The sequence below is a fragment of the Providencia sp. PROV189 genome, assembly GCF_028480065.1.
Lineage (GTDB): Bacteria > Pseudomonadota > Gammaproteobacteria > Enterobacterales > Enterobacteriaceae > Providencia > Providencia stuartii.
Window position 1 is genome coordinate 61746 of sequence record NZ_JAMPOG010000028.1, and the last position, 18424, is coordinate 80169.

An 18424-nucleotide genomic window follows, 5' to 3' on the forward strand; every position below is an offset into this window, starting at 1 on the left:
GATGTCAGTTATGTCAACGCAATATGGTTTTTATATCGACTCAAGTCGTTGCACTGGCTGCAAAACCTGTGAGCTAGCATGCAAAGACTTTAAAAACTTATCTCCGGAAGTTAACTTCCGCCGCATCTATGAATATGCAGGAGGAGATTGGACCGAGCAGGATGGTGTATTTGGGCAGAATATCTTTGCCTATTATCTGTCAATATCTTGTAACCACTGTGATGATCCTGCTTGTACTAAAGTATGCCCAAGTGGCGCGATGCATAAACGTGAAGATGGCTTTGTTGTTGTCGATGAAGAGGTGTGTATCGGTTGCCGTTACTGTAGTATGGCGTGCCCTTACGGTGCTCCACAATTCGATGAAGTGAAGGGGCATATGACAAAATGCGATGGCTGTTATGAGCGAGTGGCAGAAGGTAAAAAACCTATCTGCGTTGAGTCTTGTCCATTACGAGCACTGGATATGGCGCCTATTGAAGAGCTACGTGAAAAATATGGGACTTTAGCGGAAATCGCGCCATTGCCATCGGCAAAATATACGCATCCAAACATTGTCTTAAAATTGAATGCCAATAGCCGTCCTGTCGGAGATACCACTGGGCATCTGGCTAACCCGGAGGAGGTATAATATGGGATCGGGAATTCATGAATGGCCATTGATGTTTTTCACGGTGATAGGCCAAAGCGTGGCGGGTGCTTTTATTTTTATGGCAGCGGTGATACTCAGTGGAAAACTGTCAACAGAGCTTAACCGTAAAGTGCATTACAGCATGTTTGGTTTGTGGCTATTGATGGGGATAGGCTTCCTATTATCCACGACACATATGGGAACACCGTTACGCGCTTTCAACTCATTTAATCGCTTAGGGGCATCATCACTGAGTAATGAGGTAGCGAGTGGGGCGCTGTTTTTTGCCTTGGGTGGTTTTTACTGGCTTCTGGCGGTGCTTAATAAAATGCCAGCGGCACTCGGCAAATTATGGCTATTAGTCGTGATGGTCATGGCAGCAGTCTTTATTGTTGCAACATCTCGCGTTTACCTGATAGATACTGTTCCAACTTGGAATAACAGCTATACCACCCTAAATTTTGTCTTAACGGCATTCCTTGGTGGCCCAATATTAGCTGCACTGTTGTTACGTATCGCTGGGTTTGATTTGCAATGTATTCGCCGTATTCCTGCATTGAGTGTGGTTGCATTACTCGTCAGTGTATGTGTGGCAATCACCCAAGGCTTTGATTTGGCAAGTATAGAAACATCCGTACAAAAAGCGGTCGACCTAGTGCCAGATTATGGAATACTCATGGATATTAAAATCGTTGCCATCGCAATGGGGTTAGGTTGTTGGATAATGCCATTAGTGGCAAAACGTAACCCTTCTGTGATTAATATGGGGATCGGTTTTTTATTCGTGCTCGCAGGTGAAATCGTGGGGCGTGGTGTTTTTTACGGCCTACATATGACCGTTGGTATGGCGGTTAATTAAACTGAGAAGAAGGCTTAGTGATTTACTGCTAAGCCTTTTAAACTATTTGTGGTTAAATCAAGGCAAACAGCCGTTAAGTATCGAATAATAAGCGAATAAAATACACCATGAGTGAACAAACTTTAAATTCTATCTCTTTGACAGCACGCGTACTCGGTGCTGCCTTTTATTATGCACCGAATGATATCCAAGACATTATCGCATTGCTATCAACGCCACAATGGGCGGAAGAGTGGCCGTATGGCTCTGAGGAGCAAAAGCAGGCGATCGCCGATAAAATGGCAATAATACAGACAGATAATGAAACATTGGATGACGCATATCAGCGGCTATTTATAGGCCCATATGCGTTACCAGCACCACCTTGGGGATCTGTTTGGCTCGATAAAGAGAATGTGATTTTTGGTGAATCAACATTGCAACTACGCGAGTGGATGCAACATAACCAGATTGATATTTGTTTAACGCAAAATGAACCAGAAGATCACTTTGGCTTATTATTAATGATGGTCGCATGGGTGGCAGAAAATAACCCTGCCAAACTCAATGAACTGTTGGCTCAACACATATTGCCTTGGGGTGTGCACTATCTTAATAAAATGCAGGCAGATGCCCATTTTCCTTTCTATGTCGGACTTGCGGAGCTTGCCCATTTGACGTTAGTGAATTGGCAGCAATCGCTTGATGTGAAAGCGGCTGAAAAGGCGATTTTCTATCGTTAAATATGATTAAATTTGTGGTATAGCCCTGAATGAAAGGGCTATATCAACATAGCGAATACGACCCACCACTACCGCCCCCTCCACTAAAAATTGGTTATTCGTTATACGAATTGAGACAATGACGAGAATACACTGGGTGTGTTATCTCTCGTCATTATCTTATTTAGATAAATTATTTTTTGTAAAGTATAGGGATAATAGCTATTGAGTCGGTTTAGAATAAGCCGGTTTTTTTCTCTGGTCGTTATTATGGGTAGAGTATGCGTAATCAGTCGTGGATATTATTTGTTATTTTCATTTTTTTATTGATCCCAAAATCATTTGCTCTAACACCGCCACAAAGTACAGAAGATTGGCAATTGGCTGATACCCCGCCAACACTCATGCAGATTAAACAGAATGAGACGATTTTTGCGCCTATTGCTGGGGAAATGAAAGCTGTCGCCGAGCTTTATTCTGAACATGGTTTCTATATGTATGAGCCTGCTGGTGATTATCGACCTATGCAGTTTGGTAATGATTATGCTTATGTGAACACAGAAGAAGTATCACCTTTAAAACCACGTTTAAAACCGGAAGACGATAGGTTAAATGACTTAAATAACCCTATCTACAATTATCTGATCACGACACAAAACACATTAGTCTATCGCTCAGCAAAAGCAAACAGCCAGCCAATCGCGATGCTATTTGGTAATTTGCGTTATCCCGTGTTGGATCGGATGATCAAAACAGAAAAAAATGGTGAAAAAACAGCTTGGTTAACCATTCGCTTAGGTGACCGCTTAGGGTATATCAAATCAGATGAGGTTGAGATAGACAAAGGGATACCGGTTCTCACTTATCATCACTTACTCAAAGAAAGTGAGAATAAAAAATTTCAGCATACATCGACGACCACTTCTGTCGAGGCATTTCGCGCCCAAATGGATTACTTGAAGCAGGCGGGTTACCAAACACTGTCATTATCTGATCTTGAGGGATATTTAGATAAATCGGTTAATTTGCCTGCTAAATCGGTGGTGTTGACGTTTGATGATGGCTTGAAATCGGTTTATCGCTACGCGTATCCAATTTTAAAAAATAACCATCAACAGGCCACATTGTTCGTTATTTCTTCGCGTATTAAAAGTGTGCCGCAAAAGTGGTCGGCAGATGGTTTGCAATTTATGAGTAAGCAGGAAATTAAAAGTAGCCAAGATGTGTTTAATATTCAGTCACACACGCATTTCTTACATAAGCTAGATGCTCGTAAAAACCCTGTTATTTTTAGTCGCAAAGAGCATACTATTTTCTTAGATTTCCAACGCTCTATGCATGCTTTACAACCATTTACCCGTGAGCAACGTTATTTAGCCTATCCATTTGGTGGTTTTAACCAAACGGCAATGAACGCAGCAAAACAAGCAGGAATGCACCTTGCTGTAACGACTATACAAGGCAAAGTACGCTTAGGGGATAACCCATTGGCATTAAAAAGATTGTATGCACTAAAAACAGATCCTATCGAAAAGTTCGCTCAGATGGTGGGGAACCGCAGTGATAATATCGTCAATAAAAATATTGTGGTTGATAGGTAAGCATAGCGACGAATAATAAAGGAAAGCGAATGCGCTTTCCTTTATGGAATTACGATTAAGAAGCCTGACATGACCATAGCAATCACTAAATAGTATTATTTTAGACTCGAGCTATGATTGAAACGAAGCATAGTTTCTTTAAGTAGTGTCATAATGGTATTTTGCCAAGGCTTAGGCAGTGCTAATGACCAAACTACATCAATATTCCACATAGCCGATGGGCTGTCTTCAATGGGGATAAAAGCCACATCGTGGCGGCTAATATGCCTTGAACTATAAGGAACTAAACTGACTCCCACACCAGCGGCAACCAGTGCGATGATGGTTTGAATATCGCTAGCCTCTTGTACCGGCTCTAATGAGATCCCCTGTTGGCCCAGGAACCGTTCGATTTGATGTGATAGTCCGCTACCTCTTTCTTTACGCAGCGATAAATAAGGGTGCTTTATTAATAGCTGTTTCACGGGGTCATCACTGAGTTGTGATGTCGAAATGGCGAGAGCCAAGGTCTCTTGTTTTAACGGGTGCACTGTAAAATCTGTAGAAAATGCAATTTCAGGACGGCGTAAAAATGCAACCTGTAATTGGTGATTTTCTAATTTTTGCGACATGATATCTGACGGCATATCATCAAAGTAAATCGTTGTCTGTTTTAAATGTTCTCGCAAACGCGCAACGAAAAAAGAGGCTTCTTGGAACGTTGATATGCCAAATCCAACATGAATAGATTTCGGGAATTGGGTACTCAATTCGCTTGCTCGGTTAAAAAGTAGCTCAGCTTGAGATAATACTTGTTGCGCAAAAGGGAGCAGCTTACGACCATTTTCAGTCAGTTGTGCACCATGTCGACCTCGTTCAAATAACGTTATTGAGAGCTGTTGCTCTAACAGTTTAATCTGCTTCGTTAGTGCGGGTTGGGTGATACACAATTGGGATGCAGCCGTATGGTAGTTTGCCGTGTCAGCTAAAACAACAAAAGCACGTAATAATCGGGTATCCATTACGCCTCATCAGTAAATTTATCAGTCATGTTAACTTGTAGAGACCCTGAATGGCGTCTCTACAAGTATATTATCCATTTAAGGAAATGTGCTGCTGTTATTTTGAAATTGCGACAGGCTTATCAGCAAATCGCACACTTCGCGCATCACGCTCATAACCCATTGTTTTTGTCAAAATATTATACAACTCAGGGCGACGGCCTGACATCCAGCGGCGGCCAGTTGACATTGGAAGTAAGCTTAAGTCTAGCTCGGCGATTACCATATCATTATCAATAGCATCGCTTTCGTTGATAATACGACCATATGGGTCGATGATCATGGCATTACCTGTACGGACTTCATCGTCATCTAAACCAACGCCATTACTGAAAATATAAAAGACGCCATTATCATGGGCGCGAGCAGGTAACCAACGCATTAACCAGCCACGACCATGCTCCCCTTGAAAGGCTTCTCGTAATGCTTCAGGATCTTTTTCTCGGTTCTCCCATAAAGGAAGAGGAATTGGCTTCATGCTGTATGGGCTACGGGAATGAGTTCCCCCCGTTTGGTGTGGTGCTAAAATAATATCAGCTCCCATTAATGCGGTTGCTCGTGGGTTCTCGACTAAATTATTATCCCAACATATTAAGATCCCTGCTTTCACTCCCCACGGCGTATCAAACACAGTGTAGCTATCGCCTGAATGAATACTTGGATGCTCAAAGGCATGTAATTTCCGATGGGCGTGATACGTGCCATCAGGCATACAAGCAACCCAAGTATTATAGCATTTATCATCTAAGCCTTTTTCAATTAACCCCACGCCAATGATCATATTAAGCTCTTTTGCACGTTGGCGGATAGGTGTTAATGATGGGCTATCATGTAAAGTTTCACTGAGCTGATAGACAGCTTCGCTAGGCAGCTTAGGCACGTGCCAATAACCTGTAATGCACATTTCTGGCAGCACAAGTATTTGCACATCTTGAGATGCGGCCTGATCGATAAATGCATGGATCTGTTTTAGGTTATAAGCCTTATCAGAGGCTTTATGTTGGAATTGTACGGTGGCGACTCGAATTGGTGTCGACATAGGGTATCTCCTCTCTTACGATGAGTAGATAACACCATATAATTTGAGCTAGGTATAATGAGATATTCTCTTATTCGATAACCAATGGTTATTAAATGGCTTCCGCACAAAAGAGCGATTTATTTTCCATGATAGTGAAAAATGATCAGCCAATTTTTACTCCAATCTTATTTAGAAGCATAGTATTTCACTCTATAAGACGGCCAAAGCTATTGGATTTTTTGTTGCTTTATCTGTAAAGGCATCGATAAAAAAATATTTCAAAGAACGTTAGCATTAGTGCTAGCTTAAGAATAGATTGTTTTATATCTCTCTATTCTCTCTATCAATTTTTAGGTTTTAAGTCAAACTATCTAATAAACTCAGGATTAACGTTTTTTGAGCTTATTGATGGTTGATAACGAATAGTCTTTTTGTGCTATTTAACGTCAGCCAAATATAGATATTACAGCAAATAGAAACATTCAATATTACTTTGTTACACTTAGTAAAAACTATATGTTGTTGATTATAAGGGGTTATATATTTTTTCACAAGAGAGGGTATTAGTAAAAACTACTAATAAGTTTACTTTGTATCAAATGTAACGATTGAAAACCACCTAACCCCTACTAAAGGAAGTTAAAATGCAAATAAGAGCAATAAAGCGGATGTTTAACATATTTTATACTCCTATACCGAGTATGATTTTGCTACTAAATTTTTTACTTGTTCACATAAGATAAAATAAATAAACCACTGGCGATGGTAAAATAATTAGAATCTAAAAAGAATGATTAAATTTGAATTTTTGAATATATTTTATAAATTATTCTTATATTTCAACAATAAAAAAGCATTATTGAGTATAGTTGGTTAATACTCTTAATTCGTTATTAATATTCTATTCTTTTCTATGTTTACAACGGTGGAGGGTAAAATGAATTAATGTTAAATATCATCCGTTTAAAATAGATTTATTATTTTAGGAGGATAATAAAAACATAATAAAATATGAATAGGTTTATTGAGGCATTATTCTTTTTTTTAATAGATGTTTTTGATAGGTTTTGTCTAATTTGATTGATCGTATCGAACGTTACAAACAGTTTTACTTTCGAGCAATGCGTTCTATAATCACTCCAAATTAGACCTTTACGATTATCTCTATTTCTTAAGTAGGGATAAATTAAAATAATAATAATAAACAAATGAGCTTTTATTGCTTTATCCATGTCATTATTGACTATTTTAAATTAGGTCGGGTCTTAATAAATGAAAAATGTAAACCAGATCGTTGGTAAAGAAATTCGCAAAAGAAGAAAAGAATTAGGGCTTTCAGGTGCTGAACTTGCTGGATTAGTTGGTATCAGTCAACAGCAAGTTTCACGCTATGAAAGGGGTGAATGTAATATTACATTAGATAATCTTCTTAGTTTGGCTAAAGCACTTGAAACCGATTTGATCTGTTTTTTTAATGATGAAATCTTTTCAATAGAAGGTCGTGTTGAATTAATAAATGACAATGAAATTAAAAATAACCTTGTGAATCATATGGTAGTTAATCATTATCTATAAACTTCATATTACTACTTCATAGCCTTCCTCAGCCACAACATAATAATAAATTTCTGCCTAACGATTTTTATCGTTAGGGAGTTTATGTACGTTAGTCTTTTGTCTTAAATAGGAAAATGAAATGAAATTTGTTAAAACCATATTAGCTACAACTATTGTTGCTTCATGTGCTACTGGAGTTGCAAATGCAGCTATTGACCAAGGAAGTGGTGTCATTAACTTTACAGGTAAAGTCATTAATGCACCGTGCAGTTTACCTGGCGATGGAACAGTTAATGTCGATTTAGGTCAAGTCGCGAATAAAGTATTAGAAACGGGCAATAAATTTAGCCAAAGCGTTCAGTACACTATTGCATTAGAGAATTGTGATCTGGCTGCGGTGACGGGTGCAGACGACAAAGTGCTTTTCCCTGCGGTCAGTAAAGTGAAAGTGACATTCTCTGGTACTCCAGATACCACGAAAAAGGATTTATTGGCTAACACGGGAACATCGAAAGGTGTTGGCGTTCGCCTAATTAACGCAGACGGTGCAGTCATGAAAGTTGGGGATACCAGCGTTGAAATGCCACTGGTGAATGGTGCGAATAAATTAACATTTAGCGCACGCGTTGAAGCAAATGGTAATAAGGTAGAAACAGGTAGTATTATTTCTCAAGCAACTTACGCCTTAAATTACCTATAAATTTTCACATTATACTTAAAGTTATTTTATTATTTATTAAGAATGTAATGGCTTAATGAGTTTTATTACTCTTGATAGTGGTAAAAGCTATTCCGTTTGTTATTTAGATAAAATGTGAATTATTTTGAGTACATATCAGTAACAGGCATTTATTTGCCTGTTGCTTTTCCCCTTGTTTTGATTAGTTTATCTATTTGACTGGGATTATCATGTTTTTGTCGCTTCAACCAAATATGAATAAATTATTATTCTCTATTTTTCTTACACTGTCGGTATCAAGTGTATCTAATGCAATAGAGTTTAATATGAATATTATTGATGCAAAAGATAGAGACAACATCGATCTCAGTCAATTTTCCAATCCAGATTTTGTACCTGCAGGTGAATATCTTACAGACATTACATTAAATGGTCGTAAGTTATCTGGACAATATTTCATTAAGTTTATTGAAGTTAATAAAGATACTTCAGCACTCTGTATTACGCCTGAAATGATAGAGCTTTTTTCCTTAAAAACGAGCATTAGGAATAAAATATTACAGGATAAGCGTAATCAGTGTGTTGAATTGCCTAAATCAATGAACATAAATTATGTTTTCGATAAAGCAAACCAAAATATTCTATTTTCAATCCCTCAAGCTTGGTTGGAATATGATGACCCTTACTGGGTGCCACCATCGCAATGGGATAATGGAATTGCAGGTTTATTAATAGACTACAATCTATTTACTAACTATTCTGCGCCAAAAAATAGCAATGAAACCTTTAGCGCCAGTAGCAACGGAACAACGGGGGTGAATTTAGGTGCGTGGCGTTTCCGTGCTGACTATCAATATCAATATAATCGCTCACAAGGTAAAACAAACCAACGATTTGATTGGACGCAATTTTATGCCTTTAGAGCCTTCCCTGAATTAGGGGCAAAAATTTTATTAGGAGAGTCATATTTAAGAACGGAGCTCTTTGACAGTTTTCGTTTTGTTGGCGCGTCGATTTTTAGTGATACTCGCATGTTACCCCCTTCGATGCGTGGTTATGCGCCACAAATTTCAGGAATTGCCAAAACGAATGCAATGGTCACTATTACTCAAAATGGGCGTGTGATTAAACAAGCTCGTGTTGCACCAGGGCCTTTTAATATTCAGGACATCACCGAGGCGGTACAAGGTACGTTAGATGTCACCATTCAAGAGGAAGATGGCAGCCAAACACAGTATCAAGTCACCGCGGCATCGCTGCCTTTTTTAACGCGGCAGGGGCAATTTTTATATAAGCTTTCAGTGGGGGAATCTAGCCCATTTGGCCGTTCACAACGTACTAAACCGCGGTTTATTGCAGGTGAAGCCTCTTATGGCCTTTTTAGTCGTACATCCTTATTCGGGGGAGTGATTGCCACACTTAATAACAACGAATATCAAGCCATTAACGTTGGTATTGGTCAAAACATGAACCAGTTCGGCGCTCTTTCATTTGATATTACACGCGCTAAGGCGAAGTTAAATAATTTGGGAACTTATTCAGGAAATAGCTACCGCTTAAATTATTCTAAACGATTTGAATCCACTAACTCACAGATCACCTTTGCGGGTTATAAGTTCTCGGATAAAGCATTTTTAACCATGCCGCAATACATTGATGCTGCAAACGGCATGTTGGATTTTAGGCGAGATAAAAATGTGTATACCGCATCCTTTAACCAATATATCAGTTTATTGGATGCCACCTTATATCTTAATGCGTCTCACCACCAATTTTGGAATAGTGAATCAACCACGACATTTGGCATGAGTCTGAGCAAAATATTTAACCTTGGTAATATCAGAAATATGTCAGCAACATTGTCATTAAATAAAATAAAGTACCAAGAAACGGATGATAACCAAGCGTATTTATCACTCTCTATTCCGCTAGAAAGTGGCGCCTCTATCAGTTATGACCTGCAATATGCGAATGATGGCAAAGAGTTAAATCAATCAGTCGCGTATTACAGTGAAAACATTAACAACAACTATTGGAGTTTACGTGCTGGGGGCGATAAACGTCAACTAGGCCGAATGGAGCCTAGTATCAGTGGTAGTTATCAGTACTCATCGGCTTATGGTGTATTAAATCTCAATGCGACTGAAAATGTGAATGCTTATCGAGCCTTCGGCGGAAGTTGGTACGGCTCCATGACGGCCACGAAATATGGTGCGGCGCTTCATCGTAATGGTACTAGTAATGAACCTCGGGTAGTCATTGATAGTGGTGATGTTGCAGGAATTTCTATTGATAATGGCCAGTCGGTGACTAATCGCTTTGGTATCGGTGTCGCGACTAATTTAAATAGTTTCTCTAATTCAGATGTGTATATCGATATGAATACGTTACCTGATGATGTTGATGTCAACGACAACATTATTGGTAAGACTTTGACGGAGGGCGCGATAGGTTATCAAACCATTCGAGCCAATCAGGGAAAACGTATATTAGCCATTATTCGTATGGGAAATGGGAAATATCCGCCATTAGGCACCAGTGTTATAGAAGCCAGCTCAGGGAGAGAGGTCGGCATTATTGCTGATAATGGGATTGTGTATTTAACAGGGATTACTCCTACTGAGAAATATACCGTTAAGTGGGCGGGTGGAAATGAACAATGCCAATTAAGTTTTACCAATTTTTCTGGAAAAGAACAAAGTAAAGTTTTGATCCCCTGCCTTTAAAGGAAATTGTTATGAATAAATTATATAAAGGCACTGTTTGCCTTTCATTCGTGTTTATCAGTGTGCAAACCGCATTTGCCGCAATCAATATCGATCGCACACGGATCATTTTTCCCGGTCAGGATAAATCAGTCAGTTTAGTTATTAATAACCAAAGTAAAACATTACCTTATCTTGCTCAGTCATGGATGGAAGATGATAAGGGAAATAAGATTGCAGAGCCTTTTACGGTGCTGCCTCCGATGCAGCGAGTTGAGCCAAATACGAAAAACCAAATAAAAATTATTAAAACGGAGGCAATAGATAAATTGCCCCAAGACAGAGAATCGCTATTTTATCTGAATGTCCGAGAGATCCCACCAGTTTCAAATAAAGAAAACGTGGTGCAAATTGCAATTCAAAGTCGCTTAAAAATGTTCTATCGACCAGCTCAAATTGAAAATAATAGCGATAAAGTTTGGGCGAAAGAATTGAAATATACTCATTCCGGTAACCGTTTATTGATTGAAAACCCAACTAAATATTATGTGACTTTGGGGTATTTAAGTAGCAACACGACCAATAATTTTCCTGATTTTGAAAGCGTTATGATTGCTCCAATGTCAAAGGAAAGTGTCACAGTTCCTACAACGCCATTTAAGCAATTATATACAGGTTATATGGATGATTATGGTGGTATGAAAATGTTGACTTACCAATGTGCTGCGTCTGTTTGTCAGTTGGCTAACGAAAGTAAATAGGTGCTGGCAATGAGAAATTGTTATATATCAATAAGCCTTTGTATTTCTTTGCTGCTAAGTAGCTGGGTTTATGCCGATAGCAGCATGATGAAGGGCGATCTTAATTTTACGGGGCAAGTCATTTCATTGCCTTGTAAGATCAGTTTTTCTTCATTGGATCAAAATATTGATTTAGGACCAATTTCTCTGAATTTCTTTAATGAAATAGGGGATAGAAGCCCTAAGCAAGAGATCAAGTTAAAATTTGATGATTGCATTTTTCCCTCTTTTAATCGTGATGATAGAAAACCGGTTGTTCGGCTAATGTTTATTTCTGAGCCAACAAAAAGCTCAGACCGTGATTTATTTGGCGGCAAGACGATATTAGAAGGATATGGCATCCGATTAATGGATAAAAATGGCAATATTGTACCTAATGGAGAATATCGCAATTACTCTATTTATTTCGATGATAATCAGCAAATTACACTTTACTCAATGTTAGAAAGCTACCTTCCTCGGAAAGACTTAACCATAGGTAATATCAAAGCACAAATTATGTTGAGCATTGCCTATCTTTAATAAGGTGTATAACTCATGATACACAGATTTATTAAGCACAGTGGATTATCGCTTTTATTGTTATTGGTATTTTTTAGCACAAAAGCATTTGCATTAGATTGCGTGGAATATGGTACAGGTGATGTTATTAAACCTCCGGTTCCTGTTGGACAATTAGCCATTCCAGCAGATACACCAGCAAATACTATTATCTGGCAATCAGACCCAATGACGGTGACCGTTTATTGCAATAACGTATTAGGTAACGCGGTTGACGTTGTTCATATGTATTTTAACCCGACCTCCCAAAAGATTGGTGCAGGGCTATTGTTGGGGGCGAATTACAAGGGGGAACAGTTAGAAAGAAATCAGCAGCGTGTCAATTTAGGCACAAATCCTATTCGTAAAGGCCAAAGTGTGACGGTCACTGTGACTTTCACCCTGTATATTAAAGTGACGGGGGTCGTTCCACCATCGGGGAATTATAATGGGGATAACCAATTTACGGTTTTCCAATTTGATGGCAGTGGGGGGATTAATACTACGCCTGGAGCTAAAAACCTAAGATATTCAATTTCAGGATTACGTGGGATCCGTTTTTTGAAATGCGGAGCCGATATTAAAGTGTTTCCAGAATCACAACAAATTGATTTTGGGCAATTAATGGTAACGGATCTTAACCAAGGGAAAGAATTTAAAAAACAATTTCAAGTACAAGCGGTGAAAAGAGGTTGTTTAGATAATTTCTCAATGAATATTAATTTTGAAACGACTGAACAGCTTAATGGAGAATATGCGATTGACTTGAAAAATGGTACAAACTTAACGCTCTTTGACGATAAAAATAATCGAATGAAGTTCAACTATTTCCAGTTTTTCGGTACGTTAGCGACAGGTAGCACTTCAGTAACACGTAATTATACAGCATCAATTAAAAAAGTTGCGCCAACAGTAAATACGGGGAAATTTAATGCCTCAACAGTTGTACGAATAAATTATTATTAGCGACGATACCTGTTTATTTATCGCATCAAAAACGGCGACCATAGAGTAGGTCGCCGTTATTTTTTTGATTATTTAATACACTTTTTACATGTTTGGTCTTGTACCTGTTCGAAGAAATTATTGCCTTTATCATCAACTAAAATAAAGGCTGGCAATCCTTCAACTTCCATTTTCCAGACGGCTTCCATTCCCAATTCAGGGTATTCAAGGCAACTTAAACTTTTTACATACTCTTGCGCTAAAATTGCTGCTGAACCACCAATACTGCCTAAATAGAATCCTCCGTATTTTTTGCAAGCATCAGTAACCACTTGGGTGCGATTACCTTTTGCCAGCATGAGCATGCTACCACCGTGGGATTGGAATAAATCGACATACGGATCCATGCGATTCGCCGTTGTGGGGCCTAAAGAGCCAGAAACTTTACTTTCTGGTTTTTTAGCAGGACCCGCGTAATAAACCATATGATCTTTAAAATATTGTGGTAGTTCTTCACCCTTATCTAAGCGCTCTTTTAGTTTCATATGGGCAATGTCACGAGCAATAATGAGTGGGCCGCTGAGTGAAACACGGGTTGAAACAGGGTGCTTACTGAGCTCTGCTAAGATAGCTTTCATCGGTTGATTGAGGTCGATGTGAACCACTTTAGCTTCATTATGTTGGCGTAAAGATTCAGGGATATATTGGGCTGGGTCTGCTCCATTTTTTCAATCCATAAACCCTGTTTATTGATTTTGGCTTTGATATTACGGTCAGAAGAACATGAAATGGCCAAGCCAATTGGGCAGGAGCCTCCATGACGAGGTAAGCGTATGACTCTGACATCATGCGCAAAATATTTACCACCAAATTGTGCACCAAAACCAAAATGACGAGTTGCTTCAAGTAGGGTGTTTTCTAATTCAATGTCTCGAAATGCTTGGCCGTGTTCATTACCGGATGTAGGCAGATTGTCATAATATTTCGTTGAAGCAAGCTTGGCTGCTTTTAATGTTGCTTCTGCTGAAGTACCACCAATCACAAAGGCGATATGGTATGGAGGGCAAGCAGTGGTTCCTAATGCCTTCATTTTTTCGATAAGAAATGCTGTTAGCTTGTTTGGTTCTAAAATCGTTTTGGTTTCTTGAAATAGTGCCGATTTATTGGCTGATCCTGCGCCTTTATTAACAAACAAGAAATGGTATTCATCCCCCTCGGTAGCAAAAATATCAATTTGAGCAGGTAAGTTAGTACCTGTATTGACTTCTGTATACATATCTAAGGCGGCATTTTGTGAAAAGCGTAAGTTTTCTTGGCGGAAAACATGATAAACACCACGAGATAATAGCTCGGCATCATTACAGTCAGTCCAAACCTGTTGGCCTTTTTTAGCAACAATCGTCGTTGTGCCAGTATCTTGGCAGTTTGGCAAAATACCTTTCGCTGAGATTTCAGCGTTACGTAAGAGTTGTAAAGCCACGTATTTGTCATTTTCACTCGCTTCAGGATCAGACAAGATGGCGGCAACTTGTTTTTGGTGTGCAGTTCTTAGGAAAAATTGAGAATCATGAATAGCCTGTTGGGCAAGCACGGTTAATGCCTCTGGCTCAATTTTTAATATATCCTTACCTGCGAAGGATTCTACAGAAACATATTTATCCGTTAATTGGTAATATTCAGTCTTATCCTCAGATAAAGGATAAAGGGGTTGGTAGAAAAACTCTTTATTAGGCATGTTGTTCACTCACATATCAATTCAATGGAATATCGTTAATAGATTCAGTGAGGGCATATTTATTTTTATAGATGCACTTTAAAGCGGCCCTCAGCGTTATATAAATTGTTAAAGACCAAAATAAGCACACATTAGAAATAATAAATATCGCGTGTCTATCTTGATAAGATGATTATATTCAACGAGATGTGGTGAATAATATGATTTCGATTAATATTATCGATATTACATTTGATTTAAGTTAGAAACTTGCCGAAGGTCACAGAATAATAAACATCGGTTTATTTTGGTTATATGTGATGAATATTATCGGCTATCTATTTCTGACATTCAGTTGTAAAAATGGCATTGAGAATATGACCAAATCGATATCATTTTTATTTTTAATGTTTGGATGTTTTCGATTGTTCTAGCCTATATTTTATTGAACTATAACAAATACTTTGTTGCTTTCTATTATGAACAATGAAAAGCTAACTTAAGTGTGGCTTTATGTTGTTTTACAATGGCTTATTGCTTAGTGTAACTATGGTTAAGTGGCTTGTTTTTATGACAAAGGGAATTCTTTCATTGCGTTTTCATAATGAAATGCAAACAAAGTACTGAAAATGGCTTTCAATTTACACAAACAGTGTTTATCATGCACCACTTAATGAAATTTAAATGGCGCTACTGGTTTTGGGCTTTGCTGGGGAAGTATGAAGAGTAAATCTCCGATAAGCTTACACAGTCTTTAACGGTAGCGGTTCTATCTGCATTATTCATAGGGATAGAGTGTAGCATAAATGACTGAGACAACCTCTCTGACACCACTCGTCGAATTGAAAGCACTTAATAAAGCTTTCGATGGCAAACAAATTATATCCGAGCTTGACTTAACCATCCAAAATGGTGAGTTTTTGACCATTTTAGGCCCTTCTGGCTGTGGCAAAACAACGGTTCTACGTTTAATTGCCGGCCTAGAAGATGTTGATGAAGGCAAAATTATTCTTGATGGTCAGGATATTACAGATATCCCTGCTGAGCAGCGTTTTGTGAATACGGTATTCCAAAGCTACGCTCTGTTCCCGCATATGACCGTTTTTGAAAACGTTGCTTTTGGTTTGCGTATGCAGAAAACCCCTGCTGACGAGATCCAAAAGCGAGTTGATCAAGCATTGCGTATGGTGCAGTTGGAGGATTTTGCACAACGTCGACCAAATCAACTCTCTGGTGGGCAGCAACAGCGCGTTGCGATCGCCCGTGCCGTCGTTAATCGTCCAAAAGTCCTTTTGCTGGATGAGTCTTTATCCGCACTTGATTATAAGCTACGTAAGCAGATGCAAAATGAGCTAAAAGCGCTGCAACGTAAATTGGGGATCACCTTTATTTTCGTTACCCATGATCAAGAAGAAGCCCTTGCAATGTCAGATCGTATTATTGTTATGCGTGAAGGCAAAATTGAGCAAGATGGCTCGCCGCGTGAAATTTACGAAGAGCCTAAAAACCTCTTTGTGGCTCAATTTATTGGTGAAATCAATATTTTTGATGCAAAAGTCTTATATCGCATTGATGAACAACGTATTCGTGCCAATGTTGAAGGGCATGAATGTGACATTTTTACCACTTTACCTGTCCAAGAAGGCCAATCGGTTCATGTTTTATTACGCCCGGAAGATTTGCGCGTAGAAGAGGTGAACGATGCAGAAAACTATCCCGGTTTAATCGGTTATGTGCGTGAACGTAACTATAAGGGAATGACGTTAGATTCTGTGGTAGAGATGGAAGATGGCAAAATCATCATGGTCAGTGAATTCTTCAATGAAGATGACCCAGATGTAGACCACTCCTTAAACCAAAAAGTTGCTGTAACTTGGGTTGAAAGCTGGGAGGTGGTACTGGATGATCAGGCGTAAACACAAGATCTTACAAAATGTCATTATCACGGGCGTGGTGGCATGGCTATTACTCTTTGTATTTTTGCCTAACATCATGATCATTGGTACGAGCTTTTTAACACGCAGTGATACCAATCTTGTTGATATGATCTTTACATGGGATAACTACATCCGTTTGTCTGATCCCATGTATGCTGAGGTGATGCTCCACTCGTTGAATATGGCGCTGATCGCCACTTTCTTCTGCTTAGTTATCGGTTATCCTTTTGCCTTTATTTTGGCGAAATTACCTAAACGCCTACAGCCTTTAATGCTCTTTTTGTTGATAGTGCCTTTCTGGACTAACTCTTTAATTCGCATTTATGGGCTAAAAGTGTTTTTGAGTACGAAAGGGTACTTGAATGATTTCTTGCTGTGGATAGGGCTTATCGATAAGCCGATACGTCTGATGTATACACCTGAAGCGGTTGTGTTAGGGCTTATCTATATTTTATTACCCTTTATGGTCATGCCGCTTTATTCCAGTATTGAAAAGTTGGATAAGTCTTACTTAGAAGCCGCAAGAGATCTCGGTGCTAACAAACTCCAGACATTTGTGAAGATAATTATTCCATTGACTATGCCTGGGATTATCGCCGGCTGCTTACTTGTTTTACTGCCAGCGATGGGGCTGTTCTATGTTGCGGATCTGATGGGGGGAGCGAAAAACCTCTTGATAGGGAACGTTATTAAGAGCCAGTTCCTAAATATTCGCGATTGGCCGTTTGGTGCGGCAACCAGCATCTTCTTAACGGTGATGATGGGGCTGTTGCTGTATGTGTATTACCGAGCTGCTAAGCTATTGAATAAAAAGGCATATGAAGAATGATCGGTCGCACGTTACGAGGTGGCTTTATGGCCATCGTCTACGCTTATCTTTATATTCCAATTATCATTTTGATTGTGAACTCGTTCAATGAATCGCGTTTTGGGATCAGTTGGCAAGGTTTTTCAACCAAATGGTATGAGCTGTTAATCAACAACGATAGTTTGTTGCAAGCGGCTGGACATTCATTAACGATGGCGATTATTTCTGCCACGTTTGCGACAATTATCGGTACGTTAACGGCAGTTGCACTGTTTCGTTATCGTTTTAGAGGGAAACCCTTTGTCGGTGGTATGTTATTTGTTGTGATGATGTCACCGGATATCGTTATGGCCATTTCTCTACTGGTATTGTTTATGCTTTTAGGGGTTTCGCTTGGTTTTTGGTCGCTACTGTTTTCACACATTACTTTTTGTCTACCTTTCGTGGTGGTTACCGTCTATGCGAGGCTGAAAGATTTTGATGTGAAAATGCTAGAGGCAGCGCGTGACCTTGGTGCGGGTGAGTTTACTATTTTACGTAAAATTATCCTGCCGTTAGCGTTTCCTGCGGTCGTGGCAGGCTGGCTATTAAGCTTTACCTTATCGATGGATGATGTTGTGGTCTCCTCCTTCGTTACAGGCCCTAGCTATGAAATTTTACCGCTAAAAATCTACTCGATGGTAAAAGTGGGCGTTTCCCCAGAGGTTAACGCATTGGCGACTGTATTGTTGATCATGTCGCTAGTATTAGTCTGTTTGAGCCAGTGGGTGATGAGAGATAAGTTTTCGAAATAGCTCAAATAATTTTTTGTGCTGTAAATGTCGCGAGCTATTGGGTTCGGTAGCTCGCATACTTAATGCCATTTGGCGAAGAGGGTGAGCTCTAGATG

The 18424-nt window shown here is 39.1% G+C and carries 15 protein-coding genes and 1 pseudogene; 13 read left to right on the top strand and 3 right to left on the bottom strand.

Features of this window, described 5'->3' with window-relative positions; translation table 11 throughout:
* Nucleotides 1-10 precede the first annotated feature (10 nt).
* From PR833_RS16080 to PR833_RS16095, 4 genes are all read left to right on the top strand, one after another.
* Nucleotides 11-628, top strand: a complete 618-nt coding sequence (locus PR833_RS16080; protein ID WP_014657404.1) for a DMSO/selenate family reductase complex B subunit — start codon at nt 11-13, stop codon at nt 626-628.
* Nucleotide 629: 1 nt separating this feature from the next.
* Nucleotides 630-1487, top strand: coding sequence for a DmsC/YnfH family molybdoenzyme membrane anchor subunit (locus tag PR833_RS16085; protein WP_272526347.1), 858 nt, complete (start codon nt 630-632; stop codon nt 1485-1487).
* Between the two features lie 107 nt (nt 1488-1594).
* Entirely contained in the window at nt 1595-2209 is a 615-nt protein-coding gene (gene dmsD / locus PR833_RS16090; RefSeq protein WP_004917365.1) for a Tat proofreading chaperone DmsD, read from the top strand.
* 260 nt (nt 2210-2469) lie between these two features.
* Nucleotides 2470-3789 (top strand): polysaccharide deacetylase family protein, encoded by a 1320-nt coding sequence (locus PR833_RS16095; protein WP_004917363.1) that lies wholly within the window; start codon nt 2470-2472, stop codon nt 3787-3789.
* Nucleotides 3790-3884: 95 nt separating this feature from the next.
* On the opposite strand, the gene PR833_RS16100 is transcribed toward PR833_RS16095, so the two are convergent.
* Both PR833_RS16100 and PR833_RS16105 read right to left on the bottom strand, forming a co-directional pair.
* On the bottom strand, nt 3885-4790 hold the full coding sequence (locus PR833_RS16100; RefSeq protein ID WP_272526348.1) for a LysR family transcriptional regulator: 906 nt from the start codon (nt 4788-4790) through the stop codon (nt 3885-3887).
* A gap of 97 nt (nt 4791-4887) precedes the next feature.
* The gene (locus PR833_RS16105; RefSeq protein ID WP_004917359.1) at nt 4888-5868 is read right to left on the bottom strand and encodes a nitrilase family protein; all 981 of its coding nucleotides are present in this window, start codon (nt 5866-5868) and stop codon (nt 4888-4890) included.
* A 1254-nt stretch (nt 5869-7122) separates the two neighbouring features.
* Between PR833_RS16105 and PR833_RS16110 the strand changes: the two genes are divergently transcribed.
* The 6 genes from PR833_RS16110 to PR833_RS16135 all read left to right on the top strand — a co-directional run bounded on the left by PR833_RS16110 (nt 7123) and on the right by PR833_RS16135 (nt 13097).
* Complete coding sequence (locus PR833_RS16110; protein WP_004917356.1) at nt 7123-7425, top strand: helix-turn-helix domain-containing protein; 303 nt, start codon at nt 7123-7125, stop codon at nt 7423-7425.
* 121 nt (nt 7426-7546) lie between these two features.
* Nucleotides 7547-8107, top strand: coding sequence for a fimbrial protein (locus PR833_RS16115; RefSeq protein ID WP_004917353.1), 561 nt, complete (start codon nt 7547-7549; stop codon nt 8105-8107).
* A 305-nt stretch (nt 8108-8412) separates the two neighbouring features.
* Nucleotides 8413-10812 (top strand): fimbria/pilus outer membrane usher protein, encoded by a 2400-nt coding sequence (locus tag PR833_RS16120; protein WP_241776265.1) that lies wholly within the window; start codon nt 8413-8415, stop codon nt 10810-10812.
* An 11-nt stretch (nt 10813-10823) separates the two neighbouring features.
* The gene (locus tag PR833_RS16125) at nt 10824-11552 is read left to right on the top strand and encodes a fimbrial biogenesis chaperone (RefSeq protein WP_004917351.1); all 729 of its coding nucleotides are present in this window, start codon (nt 10824-10826) and stop codon (nt 11550-11552) included.
* A gap of 9 nt (nt 11553-11561) precedes the next feature.
* A complete protein-coding gene (locus PR833_RS16130) occupies nt 11562-12113 on the top strand; it encodes a fimbrial protein (protein WP_014657408.1) in 552 nt (183 codons plus the stop codon).
* Nucleotides 12114-12128: 15 nt separating this feature from the next.
* Nucleotides 12129-13097 (top strand): fimbrial protein, encoded by a 969-nt coding sequence (locus PR833_RS16135; RefSeq protein ID WP_004917347.1) that lies wholly within the window; start codon nt 12129-12131, stop codon nt 13095-13097.
* A gap of 68 nt (nt 13098-13165) precedes the next feature.
* Here the strand turns inward: PR833_RS16135 and PR833_RS16140 are convergent.
* Nucleotides 13166-14811, bottom strand: a pseudogene (locus tag PR833_RS16140) (fumarate hydratase).
* A gap of 785 nt (nt 14812-15596) precedes the next feature.
* Between PR833_RS16140 and potA the strand changes: the two are divergent.
* Genes potA through potC form a run of 3 tightly spaced genes read left to right on the top strand, consistent with a single transcriptional unit; the run spans nt 15597 to nt 18329 of the window.
* Nucleotides 15597-16706, top strand: a complete 1110-nt coding sequence (gene potA, locus PR833_RS16145) for a spermidine/putrescine ABC transporter ATP-binding protein PotA (protein WP_004917339.1) — start codon at nt 15597-15599, stop codon at nt 16704-16706.
* Nucleotides 16693-17556, top strand: coding sequence for a spermidine/putrescine ABC transporter permease PotB (gene potB / locus PR833_RS16150; RefSeq protein WP_004917336.1), 864 nt, complete (start codon nt 16693-16695; stop codon nt 17554-17556). The genes potA and potB overlap by 14 nt, the downstream gene beginning before the upstream one ends.
* Nucleotides 17553-18329, top strand: coding sequence for a spermidine/putrescine ABC transporter permease PotC (gene potC, locus PR833_RS16155; protein WP_004917333.1), 777 nt, complete (start codon nt 17553-17555; stop codon nt 18327-18329). The genes potB and potC overlap by 4 nt, the downstream gene beginning before the upstream one ends.
* Nucleotides 18330-18424: the final 95 nt, after the last annotated feature.